Genomic DNA, 26,647 nt, shown 5'->3' with positions numbered 1-26,647 from the left:
TCCAGGGGGGATGCGCGATGACAGGTCCGGACGACGCGGTGAGCCGCACCGCGGCGGCGCTCGAGTGGTGGGGCCGGGTGTCCCCCGAGCTCGACTGGGCCGCGGTCGAGAGCCGGGAGGGCTTCCGCTTCCCCGCCGACTACAAGGAGTTCATGGCCCGGTTCCCGTCCGGGTTGTTCCGGGACGTCGTCAGGCTCCACAACCCGGTCCAGGACCAGCGGTCCCTGGCGGGGTTCGAGGACGACCTCGACCGGATGCTGACCGTGGTGGAGGAGTTGCGGGAGTACGACGACTCCTACGCGCCGTTCCCGGAGCCACGCGGGGTGATCCCGTTCGCCGACGACGTCGCGGGCGGGGCGCTGTTCTGGCTGCCGTGGACCTCCGACCCCGACCACTGGCACGTCGTGCACCTGAGCAGGGGCAACCACTGGACGAGGACGAAGCGGTCGATGACGGCGGTGATGCTCGAACTCGCGACCAGCCGCAGCGAGCGCAACGTCCTCGGCTGGGACCTCGCCGCGAAGGACCCGGTGTTCGAGCCCTTCGACCAGGACCCGTGACGCGGACGCCGTACCGTGGACCGGGTGAGCACCGCACCGGCAACCGTCACCCTGAGCGACCACTTCGCCCGAACGCTCCCGGAGCTGGCCCTCGCGTGGCAGGCCGAGCACGCTCCCTCGCCGACCCTGCTCGTGCTCAACGAGCGGCTGGCCGCCGAGCTGGGCCTGGACACCGACTGGCTGCGGAGCCCGGAAGGCCTGCGGCTGCTCGTCGGCGAGCACGTCCCCGACGGCGTCACCCCGGTGGCGCAGGCCTACGCCGGGCACCAGTTCGGCCACTACGCGCCACGGCTCGGCGACGGTCGCGCCCTGCTCCTCGGCGAAGTGGCCCACGCCGACGGCGGCACGCGCGACCTGCACCTCAAGGGCTCCGGGCGCACGCCGTTCGCCCGTGGCGGCGACGGCCTGGCCGTGGTGGGCCCGATGCTGCGCGAGCACGTCGTGAGCGAGGCCATGCACGCCCTCGGGATCCCGACGACCCGTTCGCTGGCCGTGGTGGCGACCGGGCGGGCGGTGCGCCGCGAGACCGTGCTGCCGGGCGCCGTGCTCGCCCGCGTGGCGAGCAGCCACCTGCGCGTCGGCAGCTTCCAGTACGCCCGCGCCACCGGGGACGTCGACCTGCTGCGCCGGCTGGCCGACCACGCGATCGCCCGCCACCACCCCGGGGCCGCGGACGCAGGCAACCGCTACCTCGCCCTGTTCGAGGCGGTGGTCTCGGCGCAGGCGTCGCTGGTGGCGCGGTGGATGCTCGTCGGTTTCATCCACGGCGTCATGAACACCGACAACATGACGATCTCCGGCGAGACCATCGACTACGGGCCCTGCGCGTTCATGGACGCGTTCGACCCGGCCACCGTCTACAGCTCGATCGACCACGCCGGGCGGTACGCCTACGGCAACCAGCCGCGCGTGGCGGAGTGGAACCTGGCCCGGCTCGCCGAGGCGCTGCTGCCGCTGTTCGCCGAGGACGAGGAGCGGGCGGTCGCGTCGGCGGTCGAGGTGCTCGGCACGTTCCGCGGGCGGTACGACGACGCCTGGTCGGCCGGCATGGCGGCGAAGCTCGGCCTCGCCGACACCCCGCCCGCGCCTCTCGTGGACGACCTGCTCACCCTGCTGCGCGACAACCACGTCGACCACACCTCGTTCCACCGGCGCCTGGGCGCGGCGGCCGACGGCGCCACCGGGCCCGCGCGCGAGCTCTTCCTCGACCTGGCCGGGATCGACGCCTGGCTGGCCCGCTGGCGCGCCCTCGGACCCGACGCCGCGGCCATGCGCCGGGTCAACCCGGTCTACGTCCCCCGCAACCACCTGGTGGAGGAGGCGCTCGCCGCCGCGACGGAGGGCGACCAGGTCCCGCTGGGTCGGCTGCTCGACGCGGTGACGTCCCCGTTCGACGAGCGCCCCGGCCTGGAGCGCTACGCCGAACCGGCGCCGGAGCACTTCGCCGCCGCCTACCAGACGTTCTGCGGCACCTGAGCGACCACGTCGCGGACGGCGGCGGCGATGCGCTCGCCGCCGCGAAGCTGCGGATGGACAACCGGGTCCAGGCCGCGCTGCTCGCCGCCGGCTGCGGCTGACGCCCGGCGATCACCCGTCCGGGGTCAGCGCTTGGGCACGAAGGCGTAGACGCTGGCGGGCGAGCCGGACCCGCGGCGGTTGACCGTGCCGCCGACCAGGACGTGCGCGCCCTGCTCGGGCAGCTCGGCCAGGTTCGCCAGGACCTCCAGGCTGATCCGGTGCTCGCGGTAGAGCAGCTTGGAGACCCGGTACTCGGCGTCGAGCGCGGACTCGGGGCTGAACGTGTCCGTGCCCAGCGCGCCGCGCCGGCCGAGGCGACCGGTGTCGACCAGCCACCGCACGGCCTCCAGCGAGAACCCCGGCTGGTGCATCCGCCCGTCGGCGTCGAAGTTGAAGAACGCCGGGGTGCCCCAGCGCTCCTCCCACCCGGTCCACAGCACGACCGCGGCCTCGTTCGGGATGCGGCCGTGCTGCTTCTCCCACCGCTGCAGGTCGGCGACGCTCACCTCGTGGTCGGCGTCGCGCGCGGCCCGCTCCCGCACGTCGATCTTGACCGCGGGCAGGAACAGGTCCTCCGCGTCGAGCTCGTCGGCGTGCGGCTGGTCGTCGTTGAAGTGCGAGGGCGCGCCCCAGTGCGTGCCGGTGTGCTCGCCCTGCTGCACGTACTGGAGGTAGTACCCGTGCTCCGGCACGGTGGTCACGGTGGTGAGGGTGAACGCCGGGTCGCCGGGGTAGACGTTGGTCCGGTCCGGGTCGTTGACGTGCGCCAGGTTCACCAACCGGTAGTCGGCCAGGCCGAGCCTGCCCGAACGACCCGAAGCGCCCGCCGCACCACCGCCCGCGAACATGCCGCCCACCGCTGTCGCCACACCCGCGAGCATCGAGCGTCTCCGCACCGCCGACCACTCCTCCGCCTAGCCGTCACCCGATCCGGGCAACCGTACCGGCTGGGTGATCACCAGAGGATGACCTGGCGGACGGCTTCTCCGGAGGCCAAACGGGTGAACCCGGTGTTGATGTCGTCCAGTGCGAGGCGTCCCGACAGCAGTTCCTGCACGGGCAGCTGCCCGGCCCGGTAGAGGTCGACGAACCGGGGCACGTCGCGCCGCGGCACGCACGAGCCGAGGTAGCTGCCCTTCAGCGTCCGCTCCTCGGCGACCAGGCTCAGCGCGGGCAATGTGATCGTGCGGTCGGGGTGCGGCAGGCCGACGGTCACCGTGGTGCCGCCCGCGCCGGTCGCCAGGTACGCCTGCTCCAGCACGGCCGCGACACCGGTGGTGTCGATGACCTTGTCCGCGCCGCCGCCGGTCAACGAGCGCACCTCCTCCACCGCGTCGGGACCGCCGGCCACGTCGTGGGTCGCGCCGAGGCCGCGCGCCAGCTCGCGCTTGTGCGCCACCACGTCCACCGCGATGATCTGCGACGCGCCGGCCGCCCGTGCGGCGAGCAGCGCGGCGAGCCCGACGCCGCCGAGACCGAACACCGCGACCCGGTCCCCCGGCGTGACGGCCGCGCTGTAGAACGCCGCGCCCGCGCCGGTGAGCACCGCGCAGCCGAACAGGGCGGCGATCTCGAACGGCAGGTCGGCGGGCACGAGCGTGGCGGACTTCTCCGACACCACGGCGTAGTCGGCGAACCCGGACACGCCGAGGTGGTGGTGCGGGCGCGTGCCGTCGGGCAGCCGCAGCCGCCGTCCGCCGCCGAGCAGCGTGCCCGCGCGGTTGGCCGCCGCGCCCGGCTCGCACAGCGCCTGCCGCCCGGACACGCACCGGCGGCACGAACCGCAGGCCGGCACGAACGACAGCACCACGCGGTCGCCCACGGCGAAGTCGGACGCGCCGGGCCCGGTCTCGACCACCTCGCCCGCGGCCTCGTGGCCCAGCAGCATCGGCAGCGGCCGCACCCGGGAACCGTCGATCACCGACAGGTCCGAGTGGCACAGCCCGGTGGCGCCCACCTTGACCAGCAGCTCCCCCGGGCCCGGCGGGTCGAGGTCCAGGTCGAGCACCTCGAGCGGTCCGCCGACCCCGGTCAGCACCGCGCCCCTGGTCTTCACGCGACCACCAGCCCTTCCATCGCGGCGCGCAGGCCGTCCGGGATCGCCACCGGCTTGCGGGTCCCGCGATCGGTGAACACGTGCACGAAGTGCCCTTCGGCGACCACGTCGTCCCGTCCCTCCGGGTAGAAGCCGACCTCGTAGCGGACACTGGAGCGCCCGAGGTGCCCGATCCGCAGGCCCGCGTCCACGGCCTCCGGGAACGCGATGGACGCGCGGTAGTTGCAGTGGGACTCCACGCACAACCCGATCGCCTGCCCGCGGTGGATGTCCAACCCGCCCTCCGCGATCAGCCACGTGTTGATCACGGTGTCCATGAAGGCGTAGTGCACGACGTTGTTCACGTGCCCGTACACGTCGTTGTCGTGCCACCTGGTCGGTATCCGCTGCCAGTGCCGGTACTGCTCGCGCACCAATCCTCCTGAGTCAGTCGAGCATCCGGGTCAGCTCGACCCGGGACCGCACCTCGAGCCTGGCGAAGATGTTGCGCAGGTGGTGCTCGACGGTGCGGTGGCTCAGGAACAGCCGCGCGGCGACCTCGCGGTTGGTCGCGCCCTCGGCGACCAGGCGGGCGATCTGCGCCTGCTGCGGGGTCAGGCCCGCGGTCGGGTCGACGTCGGAGCGGCCCGCGGCCCGGTTGGCGGCGCGGTCGGCGGTCCGGTCGGCCTGGGTCGGGCCGACCGCCTCGCCCGCCGCGCGCAGCTCCGCGCGGGCCCGGGCGACCCAGCGGTCGGCGTCGTAGCCCTGGAAGATCTTCACCGCGTCGCGCAGCAGGTCCCGCGCGGCGCGCGGCTTGCGGTCGCGCCGCAGCCGGTGGCCGTAGAACAGCTCGGTCTTGGCCAGTTCCATGGCGGTGCCGCTGGCCCGGTGCAGCCGGATCGCCTCGCGGAAGTGGTCCTCGGCGCGCAGGCCGTCGGCGAGCAGACCGCGGCAGCGGTGCGACAGCGCGAGCCGGGCCGCGCTGCCCGTGGTGCCCGCCCACTTCTCGTACCGGCGCAGCGCGCGGTCCGCGGTGGCGGGCCGGCCGCAGCCGACGGCGGCCTCCACCACGTGCGGCGCGGCCATCACCTTGATGCCGGTGTGCACGCCGCCCGAGCCGGCGGCCATCAGCCGCAGCCGGTCCAGCGCGTCGGCCGGCCGGTCGAGCACGAGGTCCACGCAGGCGAACGCCCACGCGCCGAACGTGCCGGAGCGGCCGAGCCCGCGTTCGGCGATCTGCTCGGCGGCGGCGTCGATGCGGTGCATCGCGGTGTCGGTGTCACCGCGCAGGGCAGCGACCAGCGCGAGGATCGTGAGGTGGTCGACCACGGCGTTGTGCTGGCCGATGGCGGTGGCCGCGTGCACGCCCTCGAACGCGGCGGACAACGCCACCGAGTGCTGGTCCAGCAGCAACGCCGACAACGCGCGGTAGACCAGCGCCCAGGGCACCAGCGCGGTCAGGCCGTGCTCGTGCGCCGCGGTGACCGCGCTGGTCGCCAGCTCGTGCGCCCTGGACGCGTCGCCGAGGGTGTAGGCCGCCTGGCCGCCCCAGATCTTGGCCTGCGGGTGCGGCACCCGTTCGGCGAGCTCGATCACCGAGCGCAGCACGGGCAGGGCCTCCTCGTGCCGGCCGGCGAACGTGGCGGCCATGCCCGCGAGGTGGTCCAGGGTGATCCGGGTCTCGTCGGGCTCGTCGGGCCGGCGCAGGCTCGCGGCGAACGCGGCGGTCTCGGCGTACCGGGCGTGGTCGCCCGCGATGCTGGCCGCCTCGCCCGCGAAGCCCAGCGCGGTGATGGCCAGCGTGCGGTGCGTGCCCACGAGCTCGCCCGCCGCGTGCAGCAGCCGGCGCACCGCGACGTCCGGCAGGCCGTTGCCCAGGTCGATGCCGCCGCGCAGCAGCTCGGTGCGCGCCCGCAGCTCGCCGCTGTCGGTCAGCCGTGCCGCGGTGCGCAGCGCGACGCGGGCCCGGCGGGGCGCGCCGGAGGCCCAGTGGTCGGTGGCGGCGGCGATCAGGTGGCGCGCCCTGGCGTCCGGGTCGGCGGCGAGCGCGGCGGCGCGGTCGTGGTCGCGGGCGGCGGCCGGGTAGTCGCCGCAGCGGCGGGCGCGGCTCGCGGAGGCTTCCAGGCGTTCGGCGAACGCGTCGCGCACGCCGGGCACGCGGGCGGCCTCGTGCCAGGTGCGGCGCGGTCCGGGCGGCAGGTTCTCGGCCAGCGCGGCGTGCGCGGCGTAGCGCAGGGCCAGCGGGATCGCGGTGCGCAGCGTGGAGCGGACCAGCGGGCCGCCGTCGAGCAGGGCGTCGGCCTCCTCGACCGCGGCCAGGTCGAGGTCGGGCATCCGGGCCAGCGCGTCGGCGTCGACCTCGTCGTCCACCACGGTCAACGCCACCGCGTGCTTGGCCTGCGGCGAGAGGGCGTGGAAGCGGGCGCTGAACCGGGCCCGCAGCGAGCTGTCCTCGGGCAGCTCGTCTGGCGCGGGCGCCGTGCCGCCGAGCTGCTCGGAGGTCAGCGCGCGGGCCAGTTCGGTGAGCGCGAGCGGGTTGCCCCTGGCCAGGTCGGCGACGTCGTCGGCGAGCCCCGGCGCGAGGCCGGGCCGCAGGTCGCGCAGCACGCGCAGGCTGTCGGCGTGGTCGAGCGGGTCCAGCCGGACCCACGGCAGCCCGAGCGGCTCGCCCTCCGTGGCGATCAGCACGGCCACCGGCTCGTCGGCGGCCTCGGCGGCCAGCTCCACGAGCCAGTCGGTGTCCTCCAGGAGGTGGGCGTCGTCCACGCAGAGCAGCACCTGGCGGTCGGTCGTGGCGGCGGACTCCCGAACGGCGGCCAGCATCGCCGTCTTGCCGGCGCCCGGGCCGCCACGCAGGACCAGCGCCCCGCCGTGACCGGCCCGGGCGCGGGCGAGCAACGCGTCGACGGCGACGCGCTGCCGGTCACGTCCGCGCAGCATGTGGCCAGTCTGGCGGGAGGGCGACGTCCGGCGGAAGAGTTGCGGCAGAAATTATCTACCAGTGTTAGTTTTCGCGCCGGGACCGGTGGTTGCACCGATGCGGAGCGCTCACGTAGTGGCGCAAGGTCATCGCTGTCCGTAGTTCCCTGCCAAGCGAGGTGTACACCGACGTGCAACTCCGCAAACTGATCCCCGCGCTGATCCCCGCGCTGGCCCTGTCGCTGGTCGGCGTGACGCCGGCGCACGCCGAGGAGGAGTACCGGCGCGGTCCCGCGCCGACCAACTCCAGCATCGAGGCGTCCCGCGGCCCGTTCGCCACCGCCTCCACCACGGTGTCCTCCTTGTCGGTCACCGGCTTCGGCGGTGGCACGATCTACTACCCGACCAGCACCGCCGAGGGCACCTTCGGCGCGATCGCCATCTCGCCCGGCTTCACCGGCACGCAGTCCAGCATCGACTGGCTGGGCCCGCGCATCGCGTCGCAGGGCTTCGTGGTGTTCACCATCGACACCAACACCATCTACGACCAGCCCGACAGCCGGGCGAGCCAGCTGCTGTCCGCGCTGGACTACCTGACCCAGCGCAGCACGGTGCGCACCCGGATCGACGCGTCCCGGCTGGGCCTGATGGGCCACTCGATGGGTGGTGGCGGCACCATGCGGGCCGCCGAGCAGCGCCCGTCCCTGCAGGCGGCGATCCCGCTGACCGGGTGGCACACCGACAAGACCTGGGGCAGCAACCGGGTGCCGACCCTCGTCGTCGGCGCTGAGAACGACTCGGTCGCGCCGGTGTCGTCGCACTCGATCCCGTTCTACACCTCGCTGCCGTCCACCCTGGACAAGGCGTACCTGGAGCTGAACGGCGCCAGCCACTTCGCGCCCAACACCTCGAACACGACGATCGCGAAGTACAGCATCGCGTGGCTCAAGCGGTTCATCGACAACGACACCCGCTACGAGCAGTTCCTGTGCCCGTCCCCGGCCAACAGCTCGCTGATCTCGGACTACCGGGACACCTGTCCGCACTCGGTCTGACCCACCGATCGCAGACCCGGGCGTGGCGTCGCGACCGATCGCGACGCCACGTCCGTTCCACGAATCGACCACGCGGTGTCGACATCACGTCGGCACCGCGTTTTCGTGTCCCACCGACGATTGAACTTTCCGCCCGCACATGCGCGGACTGACGACCGCACGTCGCATCGGCCATTGTCAACGACACGTTCCGGTGAACATTCTTACGACAAACGAAGGAGAGATTCCCTTTCGCCACGAATGTTCACCAATGCACGCCAAGATCACCCGTTAATTACTTGCGAGGTGGACAAGGTCCACGGTGAGTACGCGCAACAGGCCCGATTGACCCTCAGGGATGTCGTCACATCGGCCGCTTCCCGTAAGGCATTCAGGCTCACTACGGTCGATCCGGACCATCGAGAGAATCCGATTGGCGGTGTGAGCGGTGACTGTGACCGATCCGGACTTGGAGACCGAGCGACCTCGCTTGAGCCTCGGCACGGCGGCGGCGCGAAACCTCGCGACCACGACCAAGTCCGTTCCCCAAATGCAGGGCATCACCTCGCGGTGGCTGCTGAAAGTCCTGCCCTGGGTGGAGGCGAAGGGCGGTGCCTTCCGGGTCAACCGCAGGCTCAGCTACGAAATCGGCGACGGCCGGCTGACGTTCACCAACATCGGCGCGGACGTGCGGGTCATCCCGCAGGAGTTGACCGAGCTGGCGCTGCTGCGCGGCTACGAGGACGTCGAGGCGCTCGGCGCGCTGGCCGACCGGTTCACCCAGCGCGAGTACGAGCCCGGCGCGGTGATCGTGGAGGAGGGCCGGCCGCAGGACGCGGTGCACCTGATCGCGCACGGCAAGGTGAACAAGATCGGCCGGGGCGAGTACGGCGACCAGACCGTGCTCGGCTCGCTGGCCGACGGCGAGTACTTCGGCGGCGGCGTCCTGGCCGGGCCGCAGGGCGAGTGGGAGTTCACCATCAAGGCCGTCACGCCGGTGATCGTCCTGGTGCTGCCGTGGGAGGAGTTCGAGCAGCTCAACGGCGAGGCGGGCGGCCTGCGCGCGCACATCCAGCGGATGTCCACCACGGGCGGCAGGTCCAACGCCTACGGCGAGGCCGAGATCGACATCGCCTCGGGCCACGAGGGCGAGCCCGACCTGCCCGGCACGTTCGTCGACTACGAGGTCGCGCCGCGCGAGCTGGAGCTGAGCGTCGCGCAGACCGTGCTGCGGGTGCACAGCCGCGTCGCCGACCTCTACAACCAGCCGATGGACCAGGTCGAGCAGCAGTTGCGGTTGACCATCGAGGCGCTGCGCGAGCGCCAGGAGCACGAGATGGTCAACAACCGCGACTTCGGCCTGCTCAACAGCGCCGACCTCAAGCAGCGCATCCACACCCGCACCGGCCCGCCGACCCCCGACGACCTGGACGACCTGCTGGCCACGGTGTGGAAGGAGCCGACGGCGTTCCTGGCGCACCCGAAGGTGATCGCCGCGTTCGGCCGCGAGTGCAACAAGCGCGGCATCTACCCCTCGACGGTCGACCTCAACGGCCACCACGTGCCCGCGTGGCGCGGCGTGCCCGTGCTGCCGTGCAACAAGATCCCGATCACCAAGACCCGCACCAGCTCGGTGATGCTGCTGCGCGCCGGCGAGCACAACCAGGGCGTCATCGGCCTGCACCAGACGGGTCTGCCCGACGAGTACCAGCCCGGTCTGTCGGTGCGGTTCATGGGCATCAACGAGAAGGCGATCATCTCCTACCTCGTCAGCGCCTACTACTCCACCGCGATCCTCGTGCCGGACGCGATCGGTGTGCTGGAGCACGTGGAACTCGGCCGCGAAGACTGAACCAGTCCCCCCGACCAGATTGGGCAGCCCAAGTGACCGTGACAGACCCCGGCCTCGCACCGGAAGAGGCCGAGCAGCAGCGGCAGAGCCTGAGCACCGCGGGCGCGCGGAACCTGGCGAGCACCACCAAGTCCACCCCCCAGATGCAGGGCATCTCGCCGCGGTGGCTGCTGCGCAAGCTGCCCTGGGTGAGCACCCAGGCAGGCACGTACCGGGTCAACCGCCGCCTCACCTACGCGCTCGGCGACGGGCGGGTGAGCTTCACCAGCACCGGCGCCGACATCCGGGTGATCCCGCAGGAGCTGCGGGAGCTGCCCGTGCTGCGCGACTTCCCGGACGACGACGTGCTGGTCGCGTTGGCCGACCGGTTCCGGCAGCGGGAGTTCCAGCCGGGCGACGTGCTGGTCTCGTCGGGCGAGCGGGCCGACGAGGTCTACCTCGTCGCGCACGGCAAGGTGAACAAGATCGGGCAGGGCAAGTACGGCGACGCGACGGTGCTCGACACCCTGGCCGACGGCGACCACTTCGGCGACGAGGTGATGTACGGCGGCGAGGTGGTGTGGGACTTCACCATCAAGGCGGTCACCCCGGTGATCGTGCTGGCGCTGCCGTGGCGGTCGGTGCAGGAGCTGAACGGGCAGGCCGACGCCCTGCGCGCGCACATCGACGCGTTCGCCGCCAACGCCGGCAAGCCGCAGAACAAGCACGGCGAGGCGGCGATCGAGATCGCCTCCGGCCACGAGGGCGAGCCGGACCTGCCGGCGACGTACGTGGACTACGAGCTCTCGCCGCGCGAGTACGAGCTGGAAGTGGCGCAGACCGTGCTGCGGGTGCACAGCCGCGTCGCCGACCTCTACAACCACCCGATGAACCAGACCGAGCAGCAGTTGCGGTTGACCATCGAGGCCCTGCGCGAGCGCCAGGAGCACGAGATGCTCAACAACCGCCGGATCGGGCTGCTGCACAACGCGGACCTCAGGCAGCGCATCCACACCCGCACCGGCCCGCCCACCCCGGACGACCTCGACGAGCTGGTGTCCCGGCGGCGCAAGACGGCGTTCATGCTGGCCCACCCGCGGGCGATCGCCGCGTTCGGCCGGGAGGCGAGCAAGCGCGGCCTGTACCCCGGCACCGCCGACGTGGACGGCACGCGGGTGGTCACCTGGCGCGGCATCCCGCTGCTGCCGTCGGACAAGATCCCGATCACCCCGCAGGGCACGACCTCCATCCTCGCCATGCGGATCGGCGAGAAGGACAACGGCGTGATCGGGCTGCACCAGCCCGGCATCCCCGACGAGGTGCAGCCCAGCCTGAACGCGCGGTTCATGGGCATCAACGAGAAGGCGATCGTGTCCTACCTGGTCACCGCCTACTACTCGGTGGCCGTGCTGGTGCCCGACGCGCTCGGGGTGCTGGAGCACGTCGAGCTCGGCCGGTCCTGACCGCACCGTCGTGCACGGCAGCCGGGCCGCCACGCCCGGCTGCCCCACCTCCCCCGCCCGCGCGTGCTCCGTGGCCGGGCGCATCCCCCGAACAGGAGCTGTGGCGATGACCGACCTGGACGTGAGCCGCGATCACCGGACCGCGCGCGAGGTGCTGGACTGGAGCCGTGCCGGGCTCGACCCCGCGATGCGCACGGCGGTGGACCGGTTGCCGGACTCGATGCGGGCGATCGCGGGGTACCACTTCGGCTGGTGGGACGAAAACGGCAGGCCGACGGGCGCGGACGCGGGCAAGGCGATCCGGCCGGCGCTCGTGCTGCTGGGCACGCAGGCGGTGGGCGGCGCGGCGCACGCGGCGCTGCCGGCCGCGGTGGCGGTGGAGTTGGCGCACAACTTCTCGCTGCTGCACGACGACGTGATGGACGGCGACAAGACCCGGCGGCACCGGCCGACGGCGTGGCACGTGTTCGGCGTGAACCCGGCGATCCTGGCCGGTGACGCGCTGCTGACGCTGGCGCTGGACGTGCTGGCGGGCAGCGGTCACCCGAAGGCGCAGCAGGCGATCCGGGTGCTGTCGGCCGCGGTGCAGCGGCTGCTGGACGGGCAGAGCGCCGACCTGGCCTTCGAGGAGCGCGACGACGTGCGCCTGGCCGAGTGCGTGCGGATGGCCGAGTGCAAGACCGGCGCGCTGCTCGGCGCGGCCTGCGCGCTGGGCGCGTTGTTCGGCGGCGGGCGGGCGGACCAGGTCGAGCACCTGCGGTCGTTCGGCGAGAAGGTGGGGCTGGCGTTCCAGTTCGTGGACGACCTGCTCGGCATCTGGGGCGACCCGGCGGTGACCGGCAAGCCGGTGTACTCGGACCTGCGCAACCGCAAGAAGTCGCTGCCGGTGGTGGCGGCGCTGACCTCGGACACGCCCGCCGCCCGCGAGCTGGACGCGCTGTACCACTCCGAGCAGCCGCTCGGCCAAGCCCAGCTGGCGCGCGCGGCGGAGCTGATCGAGATCTCGGGCGCGCGGGCGTGGAGCCAGGGCCGGGCGGACGACCTGCTGGCCCGGGCGCGGGAGCACCTGCGCGCCGCCGGGCCGTCCGAGCGGGCCGCGCGCGAGCTGGACGCGGTGGCCCGCCTGGCCACCCGACGCGACCACTGACACCCGCCTACCCAGGAGTGGCCATGGCTTTCCCCGTTGTGCTGCTGGCGTCGCCCCGGTCGTTCTGCGCCGGTGTGGAACGGGCGATCGACATCGTGGACCGGCTCCTGGACCAACGCGGCGGGCCGATCCACGTGCGCAAGCAGATCGTGCACAACACCCACGTGGTGACCGAGCTGGAGGCGCGTGGCGCGGTGTTCGTCGACGAGCTGGACGCGGTGCCCGACGGCGCGACCGTGGTGTTCTCCGCGCACGGGGTGTCGCCCGCGGTGCGCGAGGAGGCCGCGCGCCGCGGGTTGGACGTGATCGACGCGACGTGCCCGCTGGTGACCAAGGTGCACGCGGAGGCGAAGCGGTACGCCGCGCGCGGCGACACGGTGGTGCTGATCGGGCACGCCGGGCACGAGGAGGTCGAGGGCACGCTCGGCGAGGCACCCGCGCGGACCGTGCTGGTGGAGACGGTCGCGGACGTGCGGGCGCTGGAGGTGGCCGACCCGACCAGGGTCTCCTACCTGACCCAGACGACGCTCTCCATGGACGAGACGGCCGAGGTGCTGGCCGCGCTGCGGGAGAGGTTCCCGGCGCTGCGCGGTCCTTCGTCGGCGGACATCTGCTACGCCAGCACCAACCGGCAGGACGCGGTGCGCGAGATCGCGCAGGAGGCCGACGTGGTGCTCGTGGTGGGTTCGCGGAACTCGTCGAACTCGGTGCGGCTGGTGGAGACCGCCCGCCGGATGGGCACGCCCGCGCACCTGATCGACGACGTCTCCGACATCCGGGAGGACTGGCTGGACGGCACGCGGGTGGTCGGGGTGAGCGCGGGCGCGTCCGCGCCGCCGCGGTTGGTGGACGAGGTCATCGAGGCGCTGGGCGCGTGGGACGTCCAGGTGCGCGAGACGGCGCGGGAGACGATCCGGTTCACCCTGCCCGCGGCGGTGCGCGGGGCCGGGCCCACCGCCTGACCGACCCCGACGGTGCAATCGACGGGCACGCCGGGTGCCCGGCCTGATCCGTTGGCGTGAGAACGTCCGGCGAGGCTGGAGGCGCGCGGAGGCTTCGTGGAAGGTTGTCCCATGCGATTCAGCTTCGTACTGCTGCCCGACTACCCGCTCGACGACACCATCGAGTCGATCAAGCTCGCCGACGCGTTGGGGTTCTACGCCTGCTACGCGGCGGACGAGACGTGGCACAAGGACCTCTGGCTGCTGTTCGCCGCCGCGGCGGACAAGACCGAGAACATCCGGTTCGGCCCGAGCCTGTCCCCGGTGACGCTGCGGGAGCCGTCGCTGATCGCCCAGGCCACCGCGACCCTCGACGAGCTCACCGGCGGTCGTGCCGAGTGCGTGCTCGGCTCGGGGAACTTCGGGCTGCTCGCCCAGTACGGCATCGACTGGGCGGGGACGAAGCCGTTGTCCCGGCTCAAGGAGGCGCACCACGTGCTGCGCACCCTGCTCGACGAGGGCTCGATCGACTACGCGGGCGAGTTCTTCCGCTACCGCGGTCTGTTCACCTTCGCCCGGCCCGTCCAGCGGCACGTCCCGGTCAAGCTCGGCGCGATGCGCGGGCCGAAGTCGTTCCAGGTGGCGGGCGAGCTGGCCGACGGGGTGCACCACGCGCTGAGCTACACCAGGTCCGCGTACGAGTACATGGTCGAGAACGTGCGGATCGGGGCCGAGCGGGCCGGCCGCGACATGTCCACCTTGGACTTAGGGGCGTGGGTCGTGTTCGCCACGGGCCCGGACGGGCGGGCTGCGAAGGACGCCGCGAGGGCGATGGTCGGGCTGTACGCGTCGTCGATGTCGAAGGAGCAACTGGCCCGCAACGGGGTGGACCCCGCGTCCCTGACCGACGTCATCGCCGCGGTGGGCGAAGGCCGGCTCGACCGGGCGTTCGAGCTGACCCCGCCCGAGCTGGCGGACAAGCTGTCGGTGGCCGGCACGCCGGAGGAGTGCGCGGACAAGCTCAGGTCCGAGATCGCGTCGACCGGCGTCAACCACCTGATCCTCGCCATCACCGACGCGGCGCTGGTGAAGTCCTTCACCGGCATGGACCTGCCCGGCGTGGCCACGATGCGCGAGCAGTTGCGACTGGTGCACGACCACGTGATGCCGGCGCTCGGGGACCGGCCCGCCGGGTGAGCGGGACGCCCGGCCGGCCACGAGCAGACCGACCGGGCGCGTCACCGCTCACTCGTAGGAGATCGCCCGCAGGACGTCCAGCCGGGCGGCGCGGATCGCGGGCAGGATCGCCGCGACCACCCCGACGCCGGCGGCGATCAGCAGGTAGCCGCCCAGCTGCGCCCACGGGATGCCCAGGTCGGTGATGCCCAGGTCGCCGAGCGCCCGGACCGCCGCGGCGCCCAGCGCGGTGCCGACCACCAGGCCGAGCAGCGCGCCGAACACCGAGATCACCACCGACTCGACGGTGATCATCCGCATCACCTGCGCCCGGCGCATGCCGATCGCCCGCAGCAGGCCGAGCTCGCGGGTCCGCTCGATGACCGACAGCGCCAACGTGTTGATCACCCCGAGCACCGCGATGAGGATGGCCAGGGCGAGCAGGACCTGGATCATCAGCAGCACGGTGTCGAGCTGCGAGGCCTGCTGCCGCACGTAGGAGCTGAGGTCCTGGACGGAGACCTCGGGGTTGTCGGCGAACACCGGCTCGATGCCCCGGCGCAGGGCGGCGACGTCCGTGCCGGGGTCGGCCTTCACGAACGCGGTGTTGACCTGCGCCAGCGCGAACTCGCCGACGACCGACTCCGGCAGGAACACGGACTCGGTGACCATCCTGTTCTTGGCCAGCACGAACGCGACCGTGTACGTGCGCTCCCCGCCCTTGGTCGTCTGCACGGTCGCCGTGCTGCCGGGCTTCAGGCCCAGCGCGGTGGCCGTGGTCTCGTCGAGGCCGATCTCGCCGTCCGCGAGGTCGGCGAGCGTGCCGCCGGCCGCGCTGAGCCCGAAGACGCGCTGCATCGCGGGCACGTCGGTCGTCACGGTGGCGAACTTCCGCTGCCCGTCGATCAGGACGCCGTCGTTGTACCAGCCGAACGCGGACTCGACGCCCGGCGTGGCGAGCACCCGGTCGAGCCGGTCCGCGGTGAACGCGCCGCTGCTCTCGCCGTTGACCGACTCGCCGGAGATGATCAGGTCGGCCTTGATCTGCGTGTCGGCGACCTTGGTCATGCTGGTGGTGGCCGAGGTGAGCACCACGCTCACGCCGGTGATCAGGGCGATGCCGACCATCAGCGCGGCGGCCGTGATGGCGGTGCGGCGCGGGTTGCGGGCGGAGTTGCGCCTGCCGAGCGTGCCGGGCATCGACCACGCCAGCAGCTTGCCGATCACCGACACCACGGGCCTGCTGACCAGCGGCGTCAGCAGCGCGACGCCGACGAACGCCACCAGCAGCCCGGCCATGATCAGCCACAGCGTCCCGTCGGCGAACCCGAGCCCGAGCATCGCGCCGCCGGCCAGCGAGAGCACGCCGCCCCCGACGGTGAGCCTGGTCAGCGGCCGGTCCGGGGTGGCGGCCTCGCGCAGGGCCGCGACCGGCGCGATGCGGGACGCGCGCACGGCGGGCAGCAGCGCCGCCAGCACGGTCACCACGATGCCGACCGCGAACGACGAGATGATCGCCGAGGACGGCACCGCGATGCCCGCGAGCTGCATGCTGCCGCCGCCGACCGCGCTGAACACCGCGGCCAGCAGGGCGCCGACGCCGATGCCAGCGCCGAGGCCGACCACCGAGGCGATCAGGCCGATGACCACGGCCTCGATCACGACGGAGGCGATCATCTGCCTGCGGCTCGCGCCCATCGCCCGCAGCAGCGCGAGTTCACGGGTGCGTTGCGCGACGATGATCGAGAAGGTGTTGAGGATGATGAAGATGCCGACGAACAGGGCGATGCCCGCGAAGCCGAGCAGCACGTAGTTGAAGAACGCCAGGCCCTCGCCGATCTCGTCGGCGGACTCCTTGGCCAGCTGTTCGCCGGTCTTGACCTGGTAGGTGTCGCCCAACGCGGCCTGCACGCGGTCCCGCAGCACCGCCTGCGACACGCCTTCGTCGGCGCGCACCGTGATCCCGCTGTACGCGCCGGGCGCGGCGAGCAGGAGCTGTTGGGCCGCGGGCTGGGTGAACGCGGTGGTGAGCTCGCCGCCGAGGGAGTCGCGGTTGCCGGGGTAGCCGAAGATCCCGGCGACGGTGAACGTCCGCTTCGGCTCCAGGGTCAGCACGGAGATCGGCTCGCCGACGGAGAACCCGCCGGTCTTGGCGAGGTAGGCGCTGATCGCCACCTCGTCGTCACGCCGGGGCGCGTGCCCCTCGCGCAGTTCCTCCTGACCCCCGTCACGCCACGCGATGCCGACCCGCGGCGCGCCGGAGGTGGTGAGCACCTTGCCGTTCTCGCCGATGGGCCGGGCCGACCCGGCCACGTCGCCGACCGCCGTGCGGACACCGGCCACGGCCTCGACGGCCTTGACGTCGTCGGCGGTAAGGGTGCCGGCGCGGGCGGCCTCGGGGTCGTCCTGGTCGACCTTCGGCTTGACCGCGACCTCGACGTCCACCTCGGAGTAGACGGTGGCGAACAGGTCCTTGAACGACCGGTCCAGCGTGTCGGTCAGCACGAGCGACCCGGACACGAACATCACGCCCAGCACCACGGCCAGGCCCGACAGGACCAGCCGCAGCTTGCGCGCCAGCACGCTCTTGAGCGTCGCCTTCAGCATCACGCCACGACCAGCCGGTCGTCGCCGTCGAGGGCCTTCATGGTGTCGAGCACGGCCGCCGCCGTCGGGTCGTGCAGCTCGCGCACGATCCGGCCGTCGGCCAGGAAGATCACCCGGTCCGCGTACGAGGCGGCGTTCGCGTCGTGGGTGACCATGACGACGGTCTGGCCGAACTCGCGGGCGGAGCGGCGGAGGAAGCCGAGCACCTCCGCGCCGGAGCGCGAGTCGAGGTTGCCGGTGGGCTCGTCGGCGAACACGACCTCCGGCCGGGCCACCAGGGCACGGGCGCAGGCCACGCGCTGCTGCTGGCCGCCGGACAGCTGCGTCGGCCGGTGCGTGAGGCGGTCGCGCAGGCCGACGGTGTCCACCACGGTGTCGAACCACGCCCGGTCGACCTGCCGGCCGCCGATGGCCAGGGGCAGCGTGATGTTCTCCTCGGCGGTGAGCGTCGGCAGCAGGTTGAACTGCTGGAAGATGAAGCCGACCTGGCGGCGGCGCAGGTCGGTCAGGCCCTTGTCGCGCAGGCCGTTGACCTTGGTGTCCCCGATCCAGACCTCACCGGAGTCGATCGCGTCCAGCCCGGCGAGGCAGTGCATGAGCGTCGACTTGCCCGACCCGGACGGTCCCATGATCGCGGTGAACCGACCGCGGTCGAACTCGACGCTCACCCCGGCCAGCGCCGTGACCGCGGCCTCCCCCGTGCCGTAGGACTTCCACACGTCCACCGCTTTCGCGGCGGCACCCCCGTTGCGCGTCACCGGACTCCACCCCTTCGCACCGGACGGCACTCGCCGTCCACTCGGGGTAAATGTGGCCGACGGGCGGTTCGCGGCGCGTCGGGAATGACCCCGGAATCGCGGTCGGGGTAATTCCCCTAGCCCCGTGCGGGAAACCCGAACATCAAACCTTGGTCAACAACCGTTGTGAGAGCGCTCCAGCCGTCACTACCTTCGGTTCCGGCCACAAGCCGCTCGGTGGTGAGCTCATCGCCAGGACACCCGAAAACCCCCGACGTGTTCTGCGAGGTAAGCGTGATCGCGAATCCCACACCCATCGGGTAGACCCCCGGCGGACGCCTGGGACGAGCAGTCCCAGGCGATCCGAAGCCGAACGACCGGCGAACGGACGGTGAAGATGTCCGATCATCCGATGCCTGCGCACGGGCCGCGCACCGCGTCGGACACCCCCTGGAAGCGACCGGGCACGGACCGTCGCGACGACACGTCGAATCTCCCACATACCGGGAAAACCGAGACAGGAGCGGTGATCGCTCGTAGGGTCTAGCGGCGTCGGCGACCCTGACCCCCGCTCGACCATGATCACTTCGACGGCTTTGAGGAGCTGGTGTGTCGACCCTCCGGGTGCGTCCCTACACCAGAACCGGCGGGCGGACGCGCTCCGCGACGACGCTGGCCATCGAGACCATCGTGACGACGAACGAAAGAGCGGCCAGAGACGCTCTCACGTCGACCGCGGAACACCGCATCATCAGCGACCTGTGCCGCAATCCGCATTCCGTCGCGGAAGTCGCGGCGACTTTGCGGTTGCCGCTCGGCGTGGTCCGGGTGTTGTTGGCCGACATGTCCGACATGGCCCTGATCAACGTGCACGAGGATCAGGCGATCGACGCCGCGGGCCGGCCTTCACTGGAGTTGATGGAACGCGTCCTCTCCGGGCTGCGCCGAATCTGAGCGTTCCCGCAGGACCTGCACGACGGCGGCCATGTCCTGCTTGCCGTGCCCCAGTTCCACCGTGCGACCCATGAGGGCCAGGCACTGGTCGATCAGCGGCGAGGAGACCCCGGCGGCGCGGGCGGCGGCGGTGATCAGCCGGGTGTTGGTGAAGACGTCCGCGGCGGCGGCCTGCGCGTCGAAGTCGTCGGCGAGCAGCTTGGCGGCCTTCGCCCGGGACACCTTGCTGGCCATCGGGCCCTTGTCCAGCACCTCGACCAGCGTGCCGAGGTCGAGCTCGTGCCGTTCGGCGAAGTGGAACGCCTCGACCAGGCCGGTGGTCATGGTGATCAGGAACAGGTTCACGGACAGCTTCATCAGCAGCGCGTTGGGCGTCGGCCCGCACGACACGGCCTCCGCGCACATCGGCGCGATCACGTCGCGGACCCGTGCCACCGCGTCCCGGTCGCCGGCGAGCATGGCGACGAGCTCGCCGGCCTCGGCCGGGCCGCGCGAGCCGGAGACGGGCGCTTCGACGTAGTCGCCGCCGGCCGCGCGGACGTCGGCGCCGAGGGCGTGCGAGTAACCCGGCGAGGTCGTGCCCATGTGCACGATCGTGCGGCCGGCGACGTGCCCGGCGAAGCGGTCCGTGCCGCGGTCGAGGACGGCGTCGATCGCGTCCTCGCCGGAGAGCATGAGGATCACGACCTCGGCGGCGGCGAAGACTTCGCCCGCCGTCGCCACGACCCGCGCGCCGGCCTCCCGCAGCGGTTGCGCCCGGTGCGGCGAGCGGTTCCACACCACGAGCGGCCGACCGGACCGGGCCAGGTTGAGCGCCATCGGCTGACCCATGATGCCGAGACCGACGAATCCGACCTCCACCAAGACCTCCCTCGCACGGCGGCACGGCGCCGCCTCCCTGGTGGGATTAAACGCCGTGCCGGCGGTGCCCGTCGCGAGGTGGTGCGCCGCGCGTGTCCCGGGCGATCGACTCGGGCGTTCCGGACGTAGGACCCGCGCGTTCCGGAGGTAGGACGCGCGCGGGTCAGGAGGAGGTCGGGAGGCGGACCAGGGTCGCGCCTTCCTTCGTGTCCCGCACGACGAACTCCGCGATGTCGTGCCAGCGCATGCCGACGGAGGCCTGCAACGTCACCGGGTCCTTGCCCGGCCCCGTCGTGGTCACCAGCCAGGAGCCGAGGACCATCGCCTCGCCGGTGCGCGACTTCGCCACCAGCTCGCACCTGGTGGGCCCCTTCGCGCCCTTCACCTCGACCTGCACCGACGTGCCCCACGGCTCGGGGCTGGCCGAGAGCCGGGCGAACACGCCGGTCGAGGGGTCGGTGCGGGTGATGGAGCCGGAGGCGTCCGGGGCGCCCTTCGCCACGTTGGACTGCTCCGGCACCGACGGCGTGGTGGGCGTGGCGACCGGGTCGGACGGTGCGGCGACGTACACCGACACGACCGCGGTCAGCACGACGAGCAGCGTCGCGGCGGCGGCGGCCAGCAGCGCGACGTTGCGGCGCTTGCGCGCCCTGGTTTCCGAGACCGAGTCGAGCATCGCGCGCACCGAACGGCCGTCTGGCCGCTCCCCCGCGTTGGCGCGCAGCATGCCGTTGGCGTCGGCCTCGTCGAGCAGATCGGGAAGTTCGGCGAAATCGCGCAGGTCGAGCGCACATCGACGGCATTGGGCGAGGTGGTTCTCGAACGCGTCGACCTCGTCCTCGTCGAGGACACCGAGGACGTACGCCGCCACGTCGACGTGGAACGGCTGCGAAGTCACCTGTTCAGCCCCGATCCTGCAAAGCACGCCGCAGGGCGCGAAGCGCGTAGTACACCCTGGACTTCACCGTGCCGGGCGGTACCCCGAGCACCGCCGCGGCTTCCCCGACCGTTCGATCTCGCAAGTACGTCTCGAGAATAGCCTCCCGGTGTTCCTCCGTCAGTCCGTTCATCGCTTCGGCTACGACTATGGCCGCCAGCGTGCGGTCCGCTTCGTCCCGCTGCGGGGCCTCGTCGGACGGCGTCAACTCCGACTCCTGCGGTCGGACGCTCCGCTTGCGACGGTCGTCGATGACCAGTCGCCGGGCGACGGTGAACAGCCAGGAGCGCAGCAGGACGGGGTCCCGCTCCAGCTTCTCGGCGTTGCGCCACGCCCGCACGAGCGTCTCCTGGACGATGTCCTCTGCCCACTGCCGGTCGCTGCCGGTCAACCTCATGGCATGCCCGAGCAGCGCGCTGCCGAACTCCTGGTAGAGCCTGCGGATCAGCTCGTCTTCCAGACTCACGTCCGGCCAACTGCGATCTCTCTGGGGGGAAGTGCTGCGTCTGTGCCGCGCCACGCCGAGCATCCAAGCGCGCCGAGGGCTTCCGCGTCGAGGGTTCGGCCGCAAAAAAAGTCGTCGATTTGTTCGTGAACCGTCATCGCATCGTGTCCGTACTCCACGGTATCCGCTTCAAAGGCTCGGACCCGGACACCGGTTCGCTAGCCCTTTCGGCGGACCCGCCGGCAGGAGAAAGGACCAACGATGCGAAGTCGACGTACCCGGAAAGCGTTGCTGCTGGTTCCGGCAGCCGCGGCGTTGATGCTGGTCAGCGCTTGCGGCGCGACCGGTGTCGACAACGTGGCGAGCCAGAACGCCGCGAACGGCGCCGGTTCCGGTTCGACGACTCTCCAACAGCAGCCGGAATTCGGCAAGGAGCCGCACCAGATGCTCTCGGCGACCGAGTCGAAGCAGGTGGGCTGGTTCGTCGCGGACGCGGGCGGCTTCGCGCTGTACCGCTACGACAAGGACACCGCGAAACCGTCGAAGTCCACTTGCGACGCCGAGTGCCTGAAGACGTGGCCCCCGGTGCTGGTCGGCGACCACACCATGACCTCCGGCGTCGACCCGACGCTGGTCGGGTCGGTGGCCCGCGCGGACGGCAGGAAGCAGGTCACGCTGGCCGGGTGGCCGCTGTACCGGTACGCGGGCGACAAGAAGGCGGGCGACCTGACCGGGCAGGGCAAGGGCGGCACGTGGTTCGCGGTGACGCCCGAGGGCAAGAAGGCGCAGGCCGACGACGGCGCGGCGCCCGGCCAACCGTCCACCGGCGACGGCTACTAGGACGAGAAACCCATGTCAGCCAAGCGTTTCGCGGCGGTCGCGGTGGCCCTGCACCTGCTGTTGGCGCCCGCGCTGCCCGGTGTCGCGCACGCCGACGACCCGCCGGGCGCGGGACCGGTGGAGCAGACGCCGCTGGGCCCGATCACCGCGCAGGACAAGGAACTCCTGGTCAAGGTACGGCTGGCGGGCCTGTGGGAGATGCCCATGGGCGAGGAGGCGCAGAGCCGCGCCGCCAGCACCCGGGTCAAGGAGGTCGGCGCCCAGCTGGCCGGCGACCACGCGTTCCTCGACGAGCGGGTGGTGCGGCTGGCGTCCCAGATGGGCGTCGCGCTGCCGGACGAGGCCAACGCCGACCAGCAGTCGTGGATGGCGGAGATGCGCGCGCGCACCGGCGCGGCGTTCGACGACTCGTTCGCCAACCGGCTGCGCGCCGCGCACGGCTCGATCTTCCCGGCCATCGCCACCGTCCGGGCGACCACGCGCAACGAGGCGATCCGGCAGTTCGCCCAGGTGTGCAACCAGATCGTGCTCAAGCACATGACCCTGTTGGAGAGCACCAACATGGTCACCGACATGGGCCTGTCCAAACCCGTGGCCGCCGGCGCCGCGCCCGGGAACGCGGTGACCGCCGACCCGGTGCGGGCCTCGGCGCAGCTGCCGGCGGGCGGCCCGAGTCCCCTCTCCGTGCTCCTCATGTGCCTGGTGGGCGCGGTCGTGACGATCGCAATCCTGCGCCTGCTGCGGCCCCGCAACACCGTCAAGTGAAAGGAGGTGGTGGCCGGACCGACACCACGACGCGTCTCCCACGCGGAGAACTTCCACACCCTCGAAACCCGCCCGGCAGGTCGTGACCACTCCTGCGCGGCCCGCCGGGCGGGTCGGCCCGAACGGCGGCCGGCCACGGGTCGGCCCCCTCCCACCGCCTGCGAGTTCTCTCCCGCCATCTCGGAGGTACAGACCAGTGCTCACCCAGGTTCCGCTGCTGATCGCCCAGGCGACCGGCGGCGACCACGACGCCGGAGTGCGCCACGTGGCGCAGATCTCGGCCCGCCTGGCCTACGCGACCATGTGCGCCACCCTGTGCTGGGGCGTGCTGATCGCGACGGGCTGGGCCAACAAGATCTCCGGCAGACAGGGGTTGCGCAACAGCCACATGGTGCTGGCGACGATGGCCCTCACGTTCGGGTCGCTGCACGCGTTCGCGTTCACCCTGTTGCAGCTCGGCGCTTTCCCGTACTTGAAGCTCCTGGTGCCGTTCTACGACGGCGGCCTGCTCCGGCACGCCCTCGGCATCCTCGGCCTGGAGATCATGCTGACCCTCGCGATCACCGCGGGCCTGCGCAAGAAGGTCTACTACCGCAAGTGGCTGCGGCTGCACCAGCTGGCCTACCCCGCGGTCGCCGTCACCGTGGTCCACTCCTGGTTCGGCGCGATCGCGAACGGCAACCTGGCCGTGCTGTGGTTGGCCGGCCTCACGATCCTGGTGCCGACGGCGACCATCGCCATCGCCCGCTTCCTGCCGCCGGACTGGCTGGTGAAGCTGGGCATGCTGGAGCCGGAGCCCGGTTTCGAGCCCGAGCCGGACGGCGCGGGCGGCAGCGCGCTGGACATCAGCGTCGACAACGAGCGCTGCCACCGCTACGGCATCTGCCAGGCCGAGGCGCCGGGGCTGTTCCAGCTGGTCGACGACGAGCGCCTGCGCTACGAGCGCAGGCCGCCACCCGAGCAGTTCGCGAAGGCGCGGGCCGCCGCGCGCGCCTGTCCGATGCGCGCGATCGAGCTGCGGGAGCGTGTGCGGTGAAGAACGAGGAACGCGTGGTCATCGCGGGCGGCGGGTTGGCCGGCCTGCGCGCGGGCGAACGGCTGCGCGAGCTCGGCTTCCGCGGCGAGATCGTCATCGTGAGCGCGGAGCGGCACCTGCCCTACCACCGGCCCGCGCTGTCCAAGGAGGCCATCAACGGCGAGCTGGTCGCCTCCGACCTGCGGCTGACCATCAGCCGCGAGCTGAACGCGGTGTGGCGGCTGGGCACGGCGGCGACCCACCTGGAGCCGGACCGGCGCGTGGTGGGCCTGCCCGGCGGCGAGGAGCTGGGGTACGACGGGCTGGTCATCGCGACCGGCGTCGAGCCGCGCCACCTCGCGGGCGCGCCGCGCCAGGACCCGCGCATCCACGTGCTGCGGACCGTGGACGACGCGATCGCGATCAAGCAGGCGATCAACTCGACGCAGGGGCTGGTCGTGGTGATCGGCGGCGGCCTCATCGGCTGCGAGATGGCCGCGTCGGTGAAGTCGATGGGCCGGGACGTGGCCATCGTGAGCCGGTCGTCCACGTTGCTGGGCAGCGCGGTCGGCAAGAACATCGCCGACACGGTCACCGAGGCGCACCGGGTGCGCGGTGTCCGGATGGCGATGGGCGTGAAGATCCGGCACTGGGTGCGCCAGGCGGGCGGGGTGGCGATCCACCTCTCCGACGGGCAGGTGTTCTTCGCCGCGGTCGTGGTGATCGCGGTGGGCGCCTCGCCGTCGACCGCCTGGCTGCGCGGGTCGGGTCTGGTGCTGGAGGACGGCGTGCTGTGCGACCCCACGTGCCACGTGGTCGGCGGGTCCGACATCGTGGCCGCGGGTGATGTCGCGCGGTGGCCGAACCTCCGGTTCGGAGGGCAGCCGCGTCGGGTGGAGCACTGGCTCAACGCGGTGGAAATGGGGCGGGCGGCCGCGGAGAACCTGTTGGCGGGCAGGGACAATTCGCGGCCGTTCACCCCGGTCCCCCGGTTCTGGACCGAGCAGTACGGCATGCGCATCCAGGGGTCGGGCCTGCCGGCGATGGGCACGGACACGACGACGTTGGCGGGATCGCAGAAGGACCACCGGACCATCACCGGGTTCGTCAACGACGGGCGGCTGGTCGGGATGGTCGGGTTGGACGCGCCGACGGCGATGATCAAGCTGTCGACGGAGCTGTGGCGGCAGAACCGGGTGACCGCGAGCGCACCCCGGCGCCGCCCGCCGCAGCCCGTGCCGCAGCCCGTGCCGCAGCCCGCGCCAGAGCCCGTGCCGCAGCCGGACGCCGCGCCCCCGACCGTCGCGCGGAACGTGCCGCCGAACGTGCCACCGATGGCCTCACCGGTGCGGCACGAGGAGTCGGTGCGGTTCGAGGCGCCGCGCACCGAGTCGGTGCGGTTCGAGGCGCCGCGGGCCAAGCCGACGCGTTCGGAGCAGTCGATGCGGTTCGAGGCCGTGCGCTCCGAGGCGTTGCGCCTGGAGAACGCCCTGCTCCAGGAGGCGGTCCGGTCCGAGGCCGCGCGCTCGAACGCGGCACGCGCGGCGTCGGCGCGCGCCGAACCGGCGCGCTCGGAGTCCGTGCGCTCCGAGCCCGGCCCGGCCCGCACGCAGTTCTCGGACCCGGTCGAACTGGCCAGGGTGCCGCGGCAGCAGCAGGAGTCCCAGCCGCTGCCGCTACCGCCGTCGCACGCCCCGGTCGTGCGCTCGCGCGGGCAGAGCCGGTCGCTGGTCCGCACCGGGCCGAAGGCGAGACCCCGTTGATCGTTACCTCGACGCCGTGCCGCCGTGATCCCGACCGCCGAGCATGTGCTCGCGGTCGTGGACCGGCGGCGTCCGGCCGGCCTGCTTCGCCGCACCGAAGGCACCGCACGACCAGTTGTTCACAAACTGTTCGCGTGGTGTGAAATATTCAGACATCAAGGACAGATTGACGCAAGTTTACCTGTCCGACAGGCTCCAGAGCCGTCCCCCAACCCGGTCTGGAGGTCCCTGTGCTCCGACTAGTGTCCTACCTGGCGTCGTTAGCGCTCGTCGCCGTGGTTCTCGTGACGGGTGGCGGCACGGCGCAAGCCGACGGCTGCTACACGTGGTCCCGCACCCTCTCGCAGGGAGCGTCCGGCGCGGACGTGCGGCAGTTGCAGATCCGCCTGTCCGGCTACCCGGGCTACGGCTCGGTGCTCGCGCTCGACAGCAGTTTCGGCCCGGCCACCAAGTCGGCCCTCGTGCGCTTCCAGCAGGCGTACGGCCTCGCGGCCGACGGCGTCGCCGGCCCGGCGACCTATTCCAAGCTCTACGCCCTGCAAGACGACGACTGCACGCCGATCAACTTCTCCTACGCGGAGTTGAACACGTGCAACTCCACCTGGTCGGGCGGCGCCGTGTCCGCCGCGACGGCGAAGGCCAACGCGCTGGTGTCGATGTGGAAGTTGCAGGCGATGCGGCACGCGCTCGGTGACCAGGCGATCCGGGTCACCAGCGGGTTCCGCAGCGTCGCGTGCAACAACGCGGTCGGCGGCGCGTCCAACTCGCGGCACCTGTACGGCGACGCGGTGGACCTGGGCGCGGGTCCGCACTCGCTGTGCCGCCTGGCGCAGCAGGCCCGCAACCACGGGTTCAACGGCATCCTCGGCCCGGGCTACCCGGGTCACGGCGACCACACGCACGTCGACCACCGGAGCAGCCGCTTCTGGTCGGCCTCGTCCTGCGGCATCTGACCGATCCGCCAGGGCACCGCACGGCCGCCCGCCGGTCCGCCCCCCGACCGGCGGGCGCCGAGCTCCGGATCCCGCCGGCGCCAACCCCTTCACCCGGTGGGATCCGCTGAAGCACCGCGGGCCGCGGACGGGCCTCCACACCCCGT

Annotated in this window: 23 protein-coding genes; 14 read left to right on the top strand and 9 right to left on the bottom strand. The window is 72.2% G+C overall.

Translation table 11 applies throughout. The features are described 5' to 3' along the window. Nucleotides 1-17: 17 nt before the first annotated feature. Both AB0I91_RS37455 and AB0I91_RS37450 read left to right on the top strand, forming a co-directional pair. Nucleotides 18-560 carry an SMI1/KNR4 family protein gene (locus tag AB0I91_RS37455; protein WP_499641093.1) on the top strand — a complete coding sequence of 181 codons (543 nt, stop codon included), beginning with the start codon at nt 18-20 and terminating at the stop codon, nt 558-560. Nucleotides 561-584: 24 nt separating this feature from the next. Then, complete coding sequence (locus tag AB0I91_RS37450; RefSeq protein ID WP_499641091.1) at nt 585-2,036, top strand: protein adenylyltransferase SelO; 1,452 nt, start codon at nt 585-587, stop codon at nt 2,034-2,036. Nucleotides 2,037-2,161: 125 nt separating this feature from the next. Here the strand turns inward: AB0I91_RS37450 and AB0I91_RS37445 are convergent, their stop codons facing one another. The 4 genes from AB0I91_RS37445 to AB0I91_RS37430 form a co-directional block, all read right to left on the bottom strand. Next, nucleotides 2,162-2,947, bottom strand: coding sequence for a cyclase family protein (locus tag AB0I91_RS37445; protein WP_498779554.1), 786 nt, complete (start codon nt 2,945-2,947; stop codon nt 2,162-2,164). Between the two features lie 86 nt (nt 2,948-3,033). Continuing rightward, nucleotides 3,034-4,134: a zinc-binding dehydrogenase gene (locus tag AB0I91_RS37440; protein ID WP_499641089.1), complete on the bottom strand. Its 1,101-nt coding sequence runs from the start codon at nt 4,132-4,134 to the stop codon at nt 3,034-3,036. Next, nucleotides 4,131-4,547, bottom strand: coding sequence for an acyl-CoA thioesterase (locus tag AB0I91_RS37435; RefSeq protein WP_498779558.1), 417 nt, complete (start codon nt 4,545-4,547; stop codon nt 4,131-4,133). The genes AB0I91_RS37440 and AB0I91_RS37435 overlap by 4 nt, the downstream gene beginning before the upstream one ends. Nucleotides 4,548-4,560: 13 nt before the next feature. Continuing rightward, nucleotides 4,561-7,053: a helix-turn-helix transcriptional regulator gene (locus AB0I91_RS37430; RefSeq protein WP_498779559.1), complete on the bottom strand. Its 2,493-nt coding sequence runs from the start codon at nt 7,051-7,053 to the stop codon at nt 4,561-4,563. Nucleotides 7,054-7,223: 170 nt separating this feature from the next. On the opposite strand from AB0I91_RS37430, the gene bdeA reads away from it, so the two are divergent. The 6 genes from bdeA (at nt 7,224) to AB0I91_RS37400 (ending at nt 14,645) form a co-directional block, all read left to right on the top strand. Continuing rightward, nucleotides 7,224-8,087, top strand: coding sequence for a bis(hydroxyethyl) terephthalate hydrolase (gene bdeA / locus AB0I91_RS37425; RefSeq protein WP_498779560.1), 864 nt, complete (start codon nt 7,224-7,226; stop codon nt 8,085-8,087). A 427-nt stretch (nt 8,088-8,514) separates the two neighbouring features. After that, nucleotides 8,515-9,918: a family 2B encapsulin nanocompartment shell protein gene (locus tag AB0I91_RS37420; RefSeq protein ID WP_498773444.1), complete on the top strand. Its 1,404-nt coding sequence runs from the start codon at nt 8,515-8,517 to the stop codon at nt 9,916-9,918. Between the two features lie 32 nt (nt 9,919-9,950). After that, nucleotides 9,951-11,360, top strand: coding sequence for a family 2B encapsulin nanocompartment shell protein (locus AB0I91_RS37415; protein WP_498773442.1), 1,410 nt, complete (start codon nt 9,951-9,953; stop codon nt 11,358-11,360). 106 nt (nt 11,361-11,466) lie between these two features. After that, on the top strand, nt 11,467-12,507 hold the full coding sequence (locus AB0I91_RS37410; protein ID WP_498773440.1) for a family 2 encapsulin nanocompartment cargo protein polyprenyl transferase: 1,041 nt from the start codon (nt 11,467-11,469) through the stop codon (nt 12,505-12,507). Between the two features lie 23 nt (nt 12,508-12,530). Further along, nucleotides 12,531-13,469: a 4-hydroxy-3-methylbut-2-enyl diphosphate reductase gene (gene ispH / locus AB0I91_RS37405; RefSeq protein ID WP_499641087.1), complete on the top strand. Its 939-nt coding sequence runs from the start codon at nt 12,531-12,533 to the stop codon at nt 13,467-13,469. A gap of 111 nt (nt 13,470-13,580) precedes the next feature. Then, nucleotides 13,581-14,645, top strand: coding sequence for an LLM class flavin-dependent oxidoreductase (locus tag AB0I91_RS37400; RefSeq protein WP_499641085.1), 1,065 nt, complete (start codon nt 13,581-13,583; stop codon nt 14,643-14,645). A 48-nt stretch (nt 14,646-14,693) separates the two neighbouring features. On the opposite strand, the gene AB0I91_RS37395 is transcribed toward AB0I91_RS37400, so the two are convergent. Beyond that, nucleotides 14,694-17,231 carry an ABC transporter permease gene (locus AB0I91_RS37395; RefSeq protein WP_499641083.1) on the bottom strand — a complete coding sequence of 846 codons (2,538 nt, stop codon included), beginning with the start codon at nt 17,229-17,231 and terminating at the stop codon, nt 14,694-14,696. Further along, nucleotides 17,231-17,989, bottom strand: coding sequence for an ABC transporter ATP-binding protein (locus tag AB0I91_RS37390; RefSeq protein ID WP_498773432.1), 759 nt, complete (start codon nt 17,987-17,989; stop codon nt 17,231-17,233). The genes AB0I91_RS37395 and AB0I91_RS37390 overlap by 1 nt, the downstream gene beginning before the upstream one ends. Before the next feature lie 588 nt (nt 17,990-18,577). Here AB0I91_RS37390 and AB0I91_RS37385 point away from each other — a divergent pair. After that, the gene (locus AB0I91_RS37385; protein WP_498773430.1) at nt 18,578-18,922 is read left to right on the top strand and encodes a DUF742 domain-containing protein; all 345 of its coding nucleotides are present in this window, start codon (nt 18,578-18,580) and stop codon (nt 18,920-18,922) included. Here AB0I91_RS37385 and AB0I91_RS37380 read toward each other — a convergent pair. The 3 genes from AB0I91_RS37380 to AB0I91_RS37370 form a co-directional block, all read right to left on the bottom strand. Next, on the bottom strand, nt 18,875-19,786 hold the full coding sequence (locus tag AB0I91_RS37380; RefSeq protein ID WP_498773428.1) for an NAD(P)-dependent oxidoreductase: 912 nt from the start codon (nt 19,784-19,786) through the stop codon (nt 18,875-18,877). The two genes, AB0I91_RS37385 and AB0I91_RS37380, sit on opposite strands and share 48 nt — an antisense overlap. A gap of 160 nt (nt 19,787-19,946) precedes the next feature. Further along, a complete protein-coding gene (locus AB0I91_RS37375) occupies nt 19,947-20,681 on the bottom strand; it encodes an anti-sigma factor family protein (RefSeq protein ID WP_498773426.1) in 735 nt (244 codons plus the stop codon). A 4-nt stretch (nt 20,682-20,685) separates the two neighbouring features. Beyond that, complete coding sequence (locus AB0I91_RS37370) at nt 20,686-21,249, bottom strand: sigma-70 family RNA polymerase sigma factor (RefSeq protein ID WP_498773424.1); 564 nt, start codon at nt 21,247-21,249, stop codon at nt 20,686-20,688. 177 nt (nt 21,250-21,426) lie between these two features. Here AB0I91_RS37370 and AB0I91_RS37365 point away from each other — a divergent pair, with 177 nt between their 5' ends. The 5 genes from AB0I91_RS37365 to AB0I91_RS37345 all read left to right on the top strand — a co-directional run bounded on the left by AB0I91_RS37365 (nt 21,427) and on the right by AB0I91_RS37345 (nt 26,501). Continuing rightward, entirely contained in the window at nt 21,427-22,005 is a 579-nt protein-coding gene (locus AB0I91_RS37365; protein WP_498773422.1) for a hypothetical protein, read from the top strand. A gap of 12 nt (nt 22,006-22,017) precedes the next feature. Next, on the top strand, nt 22,018-22,770 hold the full coding sequence (locus AB0I91_RS37360) for a DUF4142 domain-containing protein (protein WP_499641080.1): 753 nt from the start codon (nt 22,018-22,020) through the stop codon (nt 22,768-22,770). Nucleotides 22,771-22,966: 196 nt separating this feature from the next. Continuing rightward, complete coding sequence (locus AB0I91_RS37355; protein WP_499618290.1) at nt 22,967-23,806, top strand: ferredoxin; 840 nt, start codon at nt 22,967-22,969, stop codon at nt 23,804-23,806. Further along, nucleotides 23,803-25,548, top strand: a complete 1,746-nt coding sequence (locus AB0I91_RS37350; protein ID WP_498773416.1) for an NAD(P)/FAD-dependent oxidoreductase — start codon at nt 23,803-23,805, stop codon at nt 25,546-25,548. Before AB0I91_RS37355 ends, AB0I91_RS37350 begins: the two co-directional genes overlap by 4 nt. Nucleotides 25,549-25,778: 230 nt before the next feature. Then, nucleotides 25,779-26,501 (top strand): D-Ala-D-Ala carboxypeptidase family metallohydrolase, encoded by a 723-nt coding sequence (locus AB0I91_RS37345; protein ID WP_498773414.1) that lies wholly within the window; start codon nt 25,779-25,781, stop codon nt 26,499-26,501. Nucleotides 26,502-26,647: the final 146 nt, after the last annotated feature.

It is taken from the genome of Actinosynnema sp. NPDC049800, from assembly GCF_040656635.1.
GTDB lineage: Bacteria > Actinomycetota > Actinomycetes > Mycobacteriales > Pseudonocardiaceae > Actinosynnema.
This window is presented reverse-complemented; position numbering and strand designations above follow the sequence as displayed.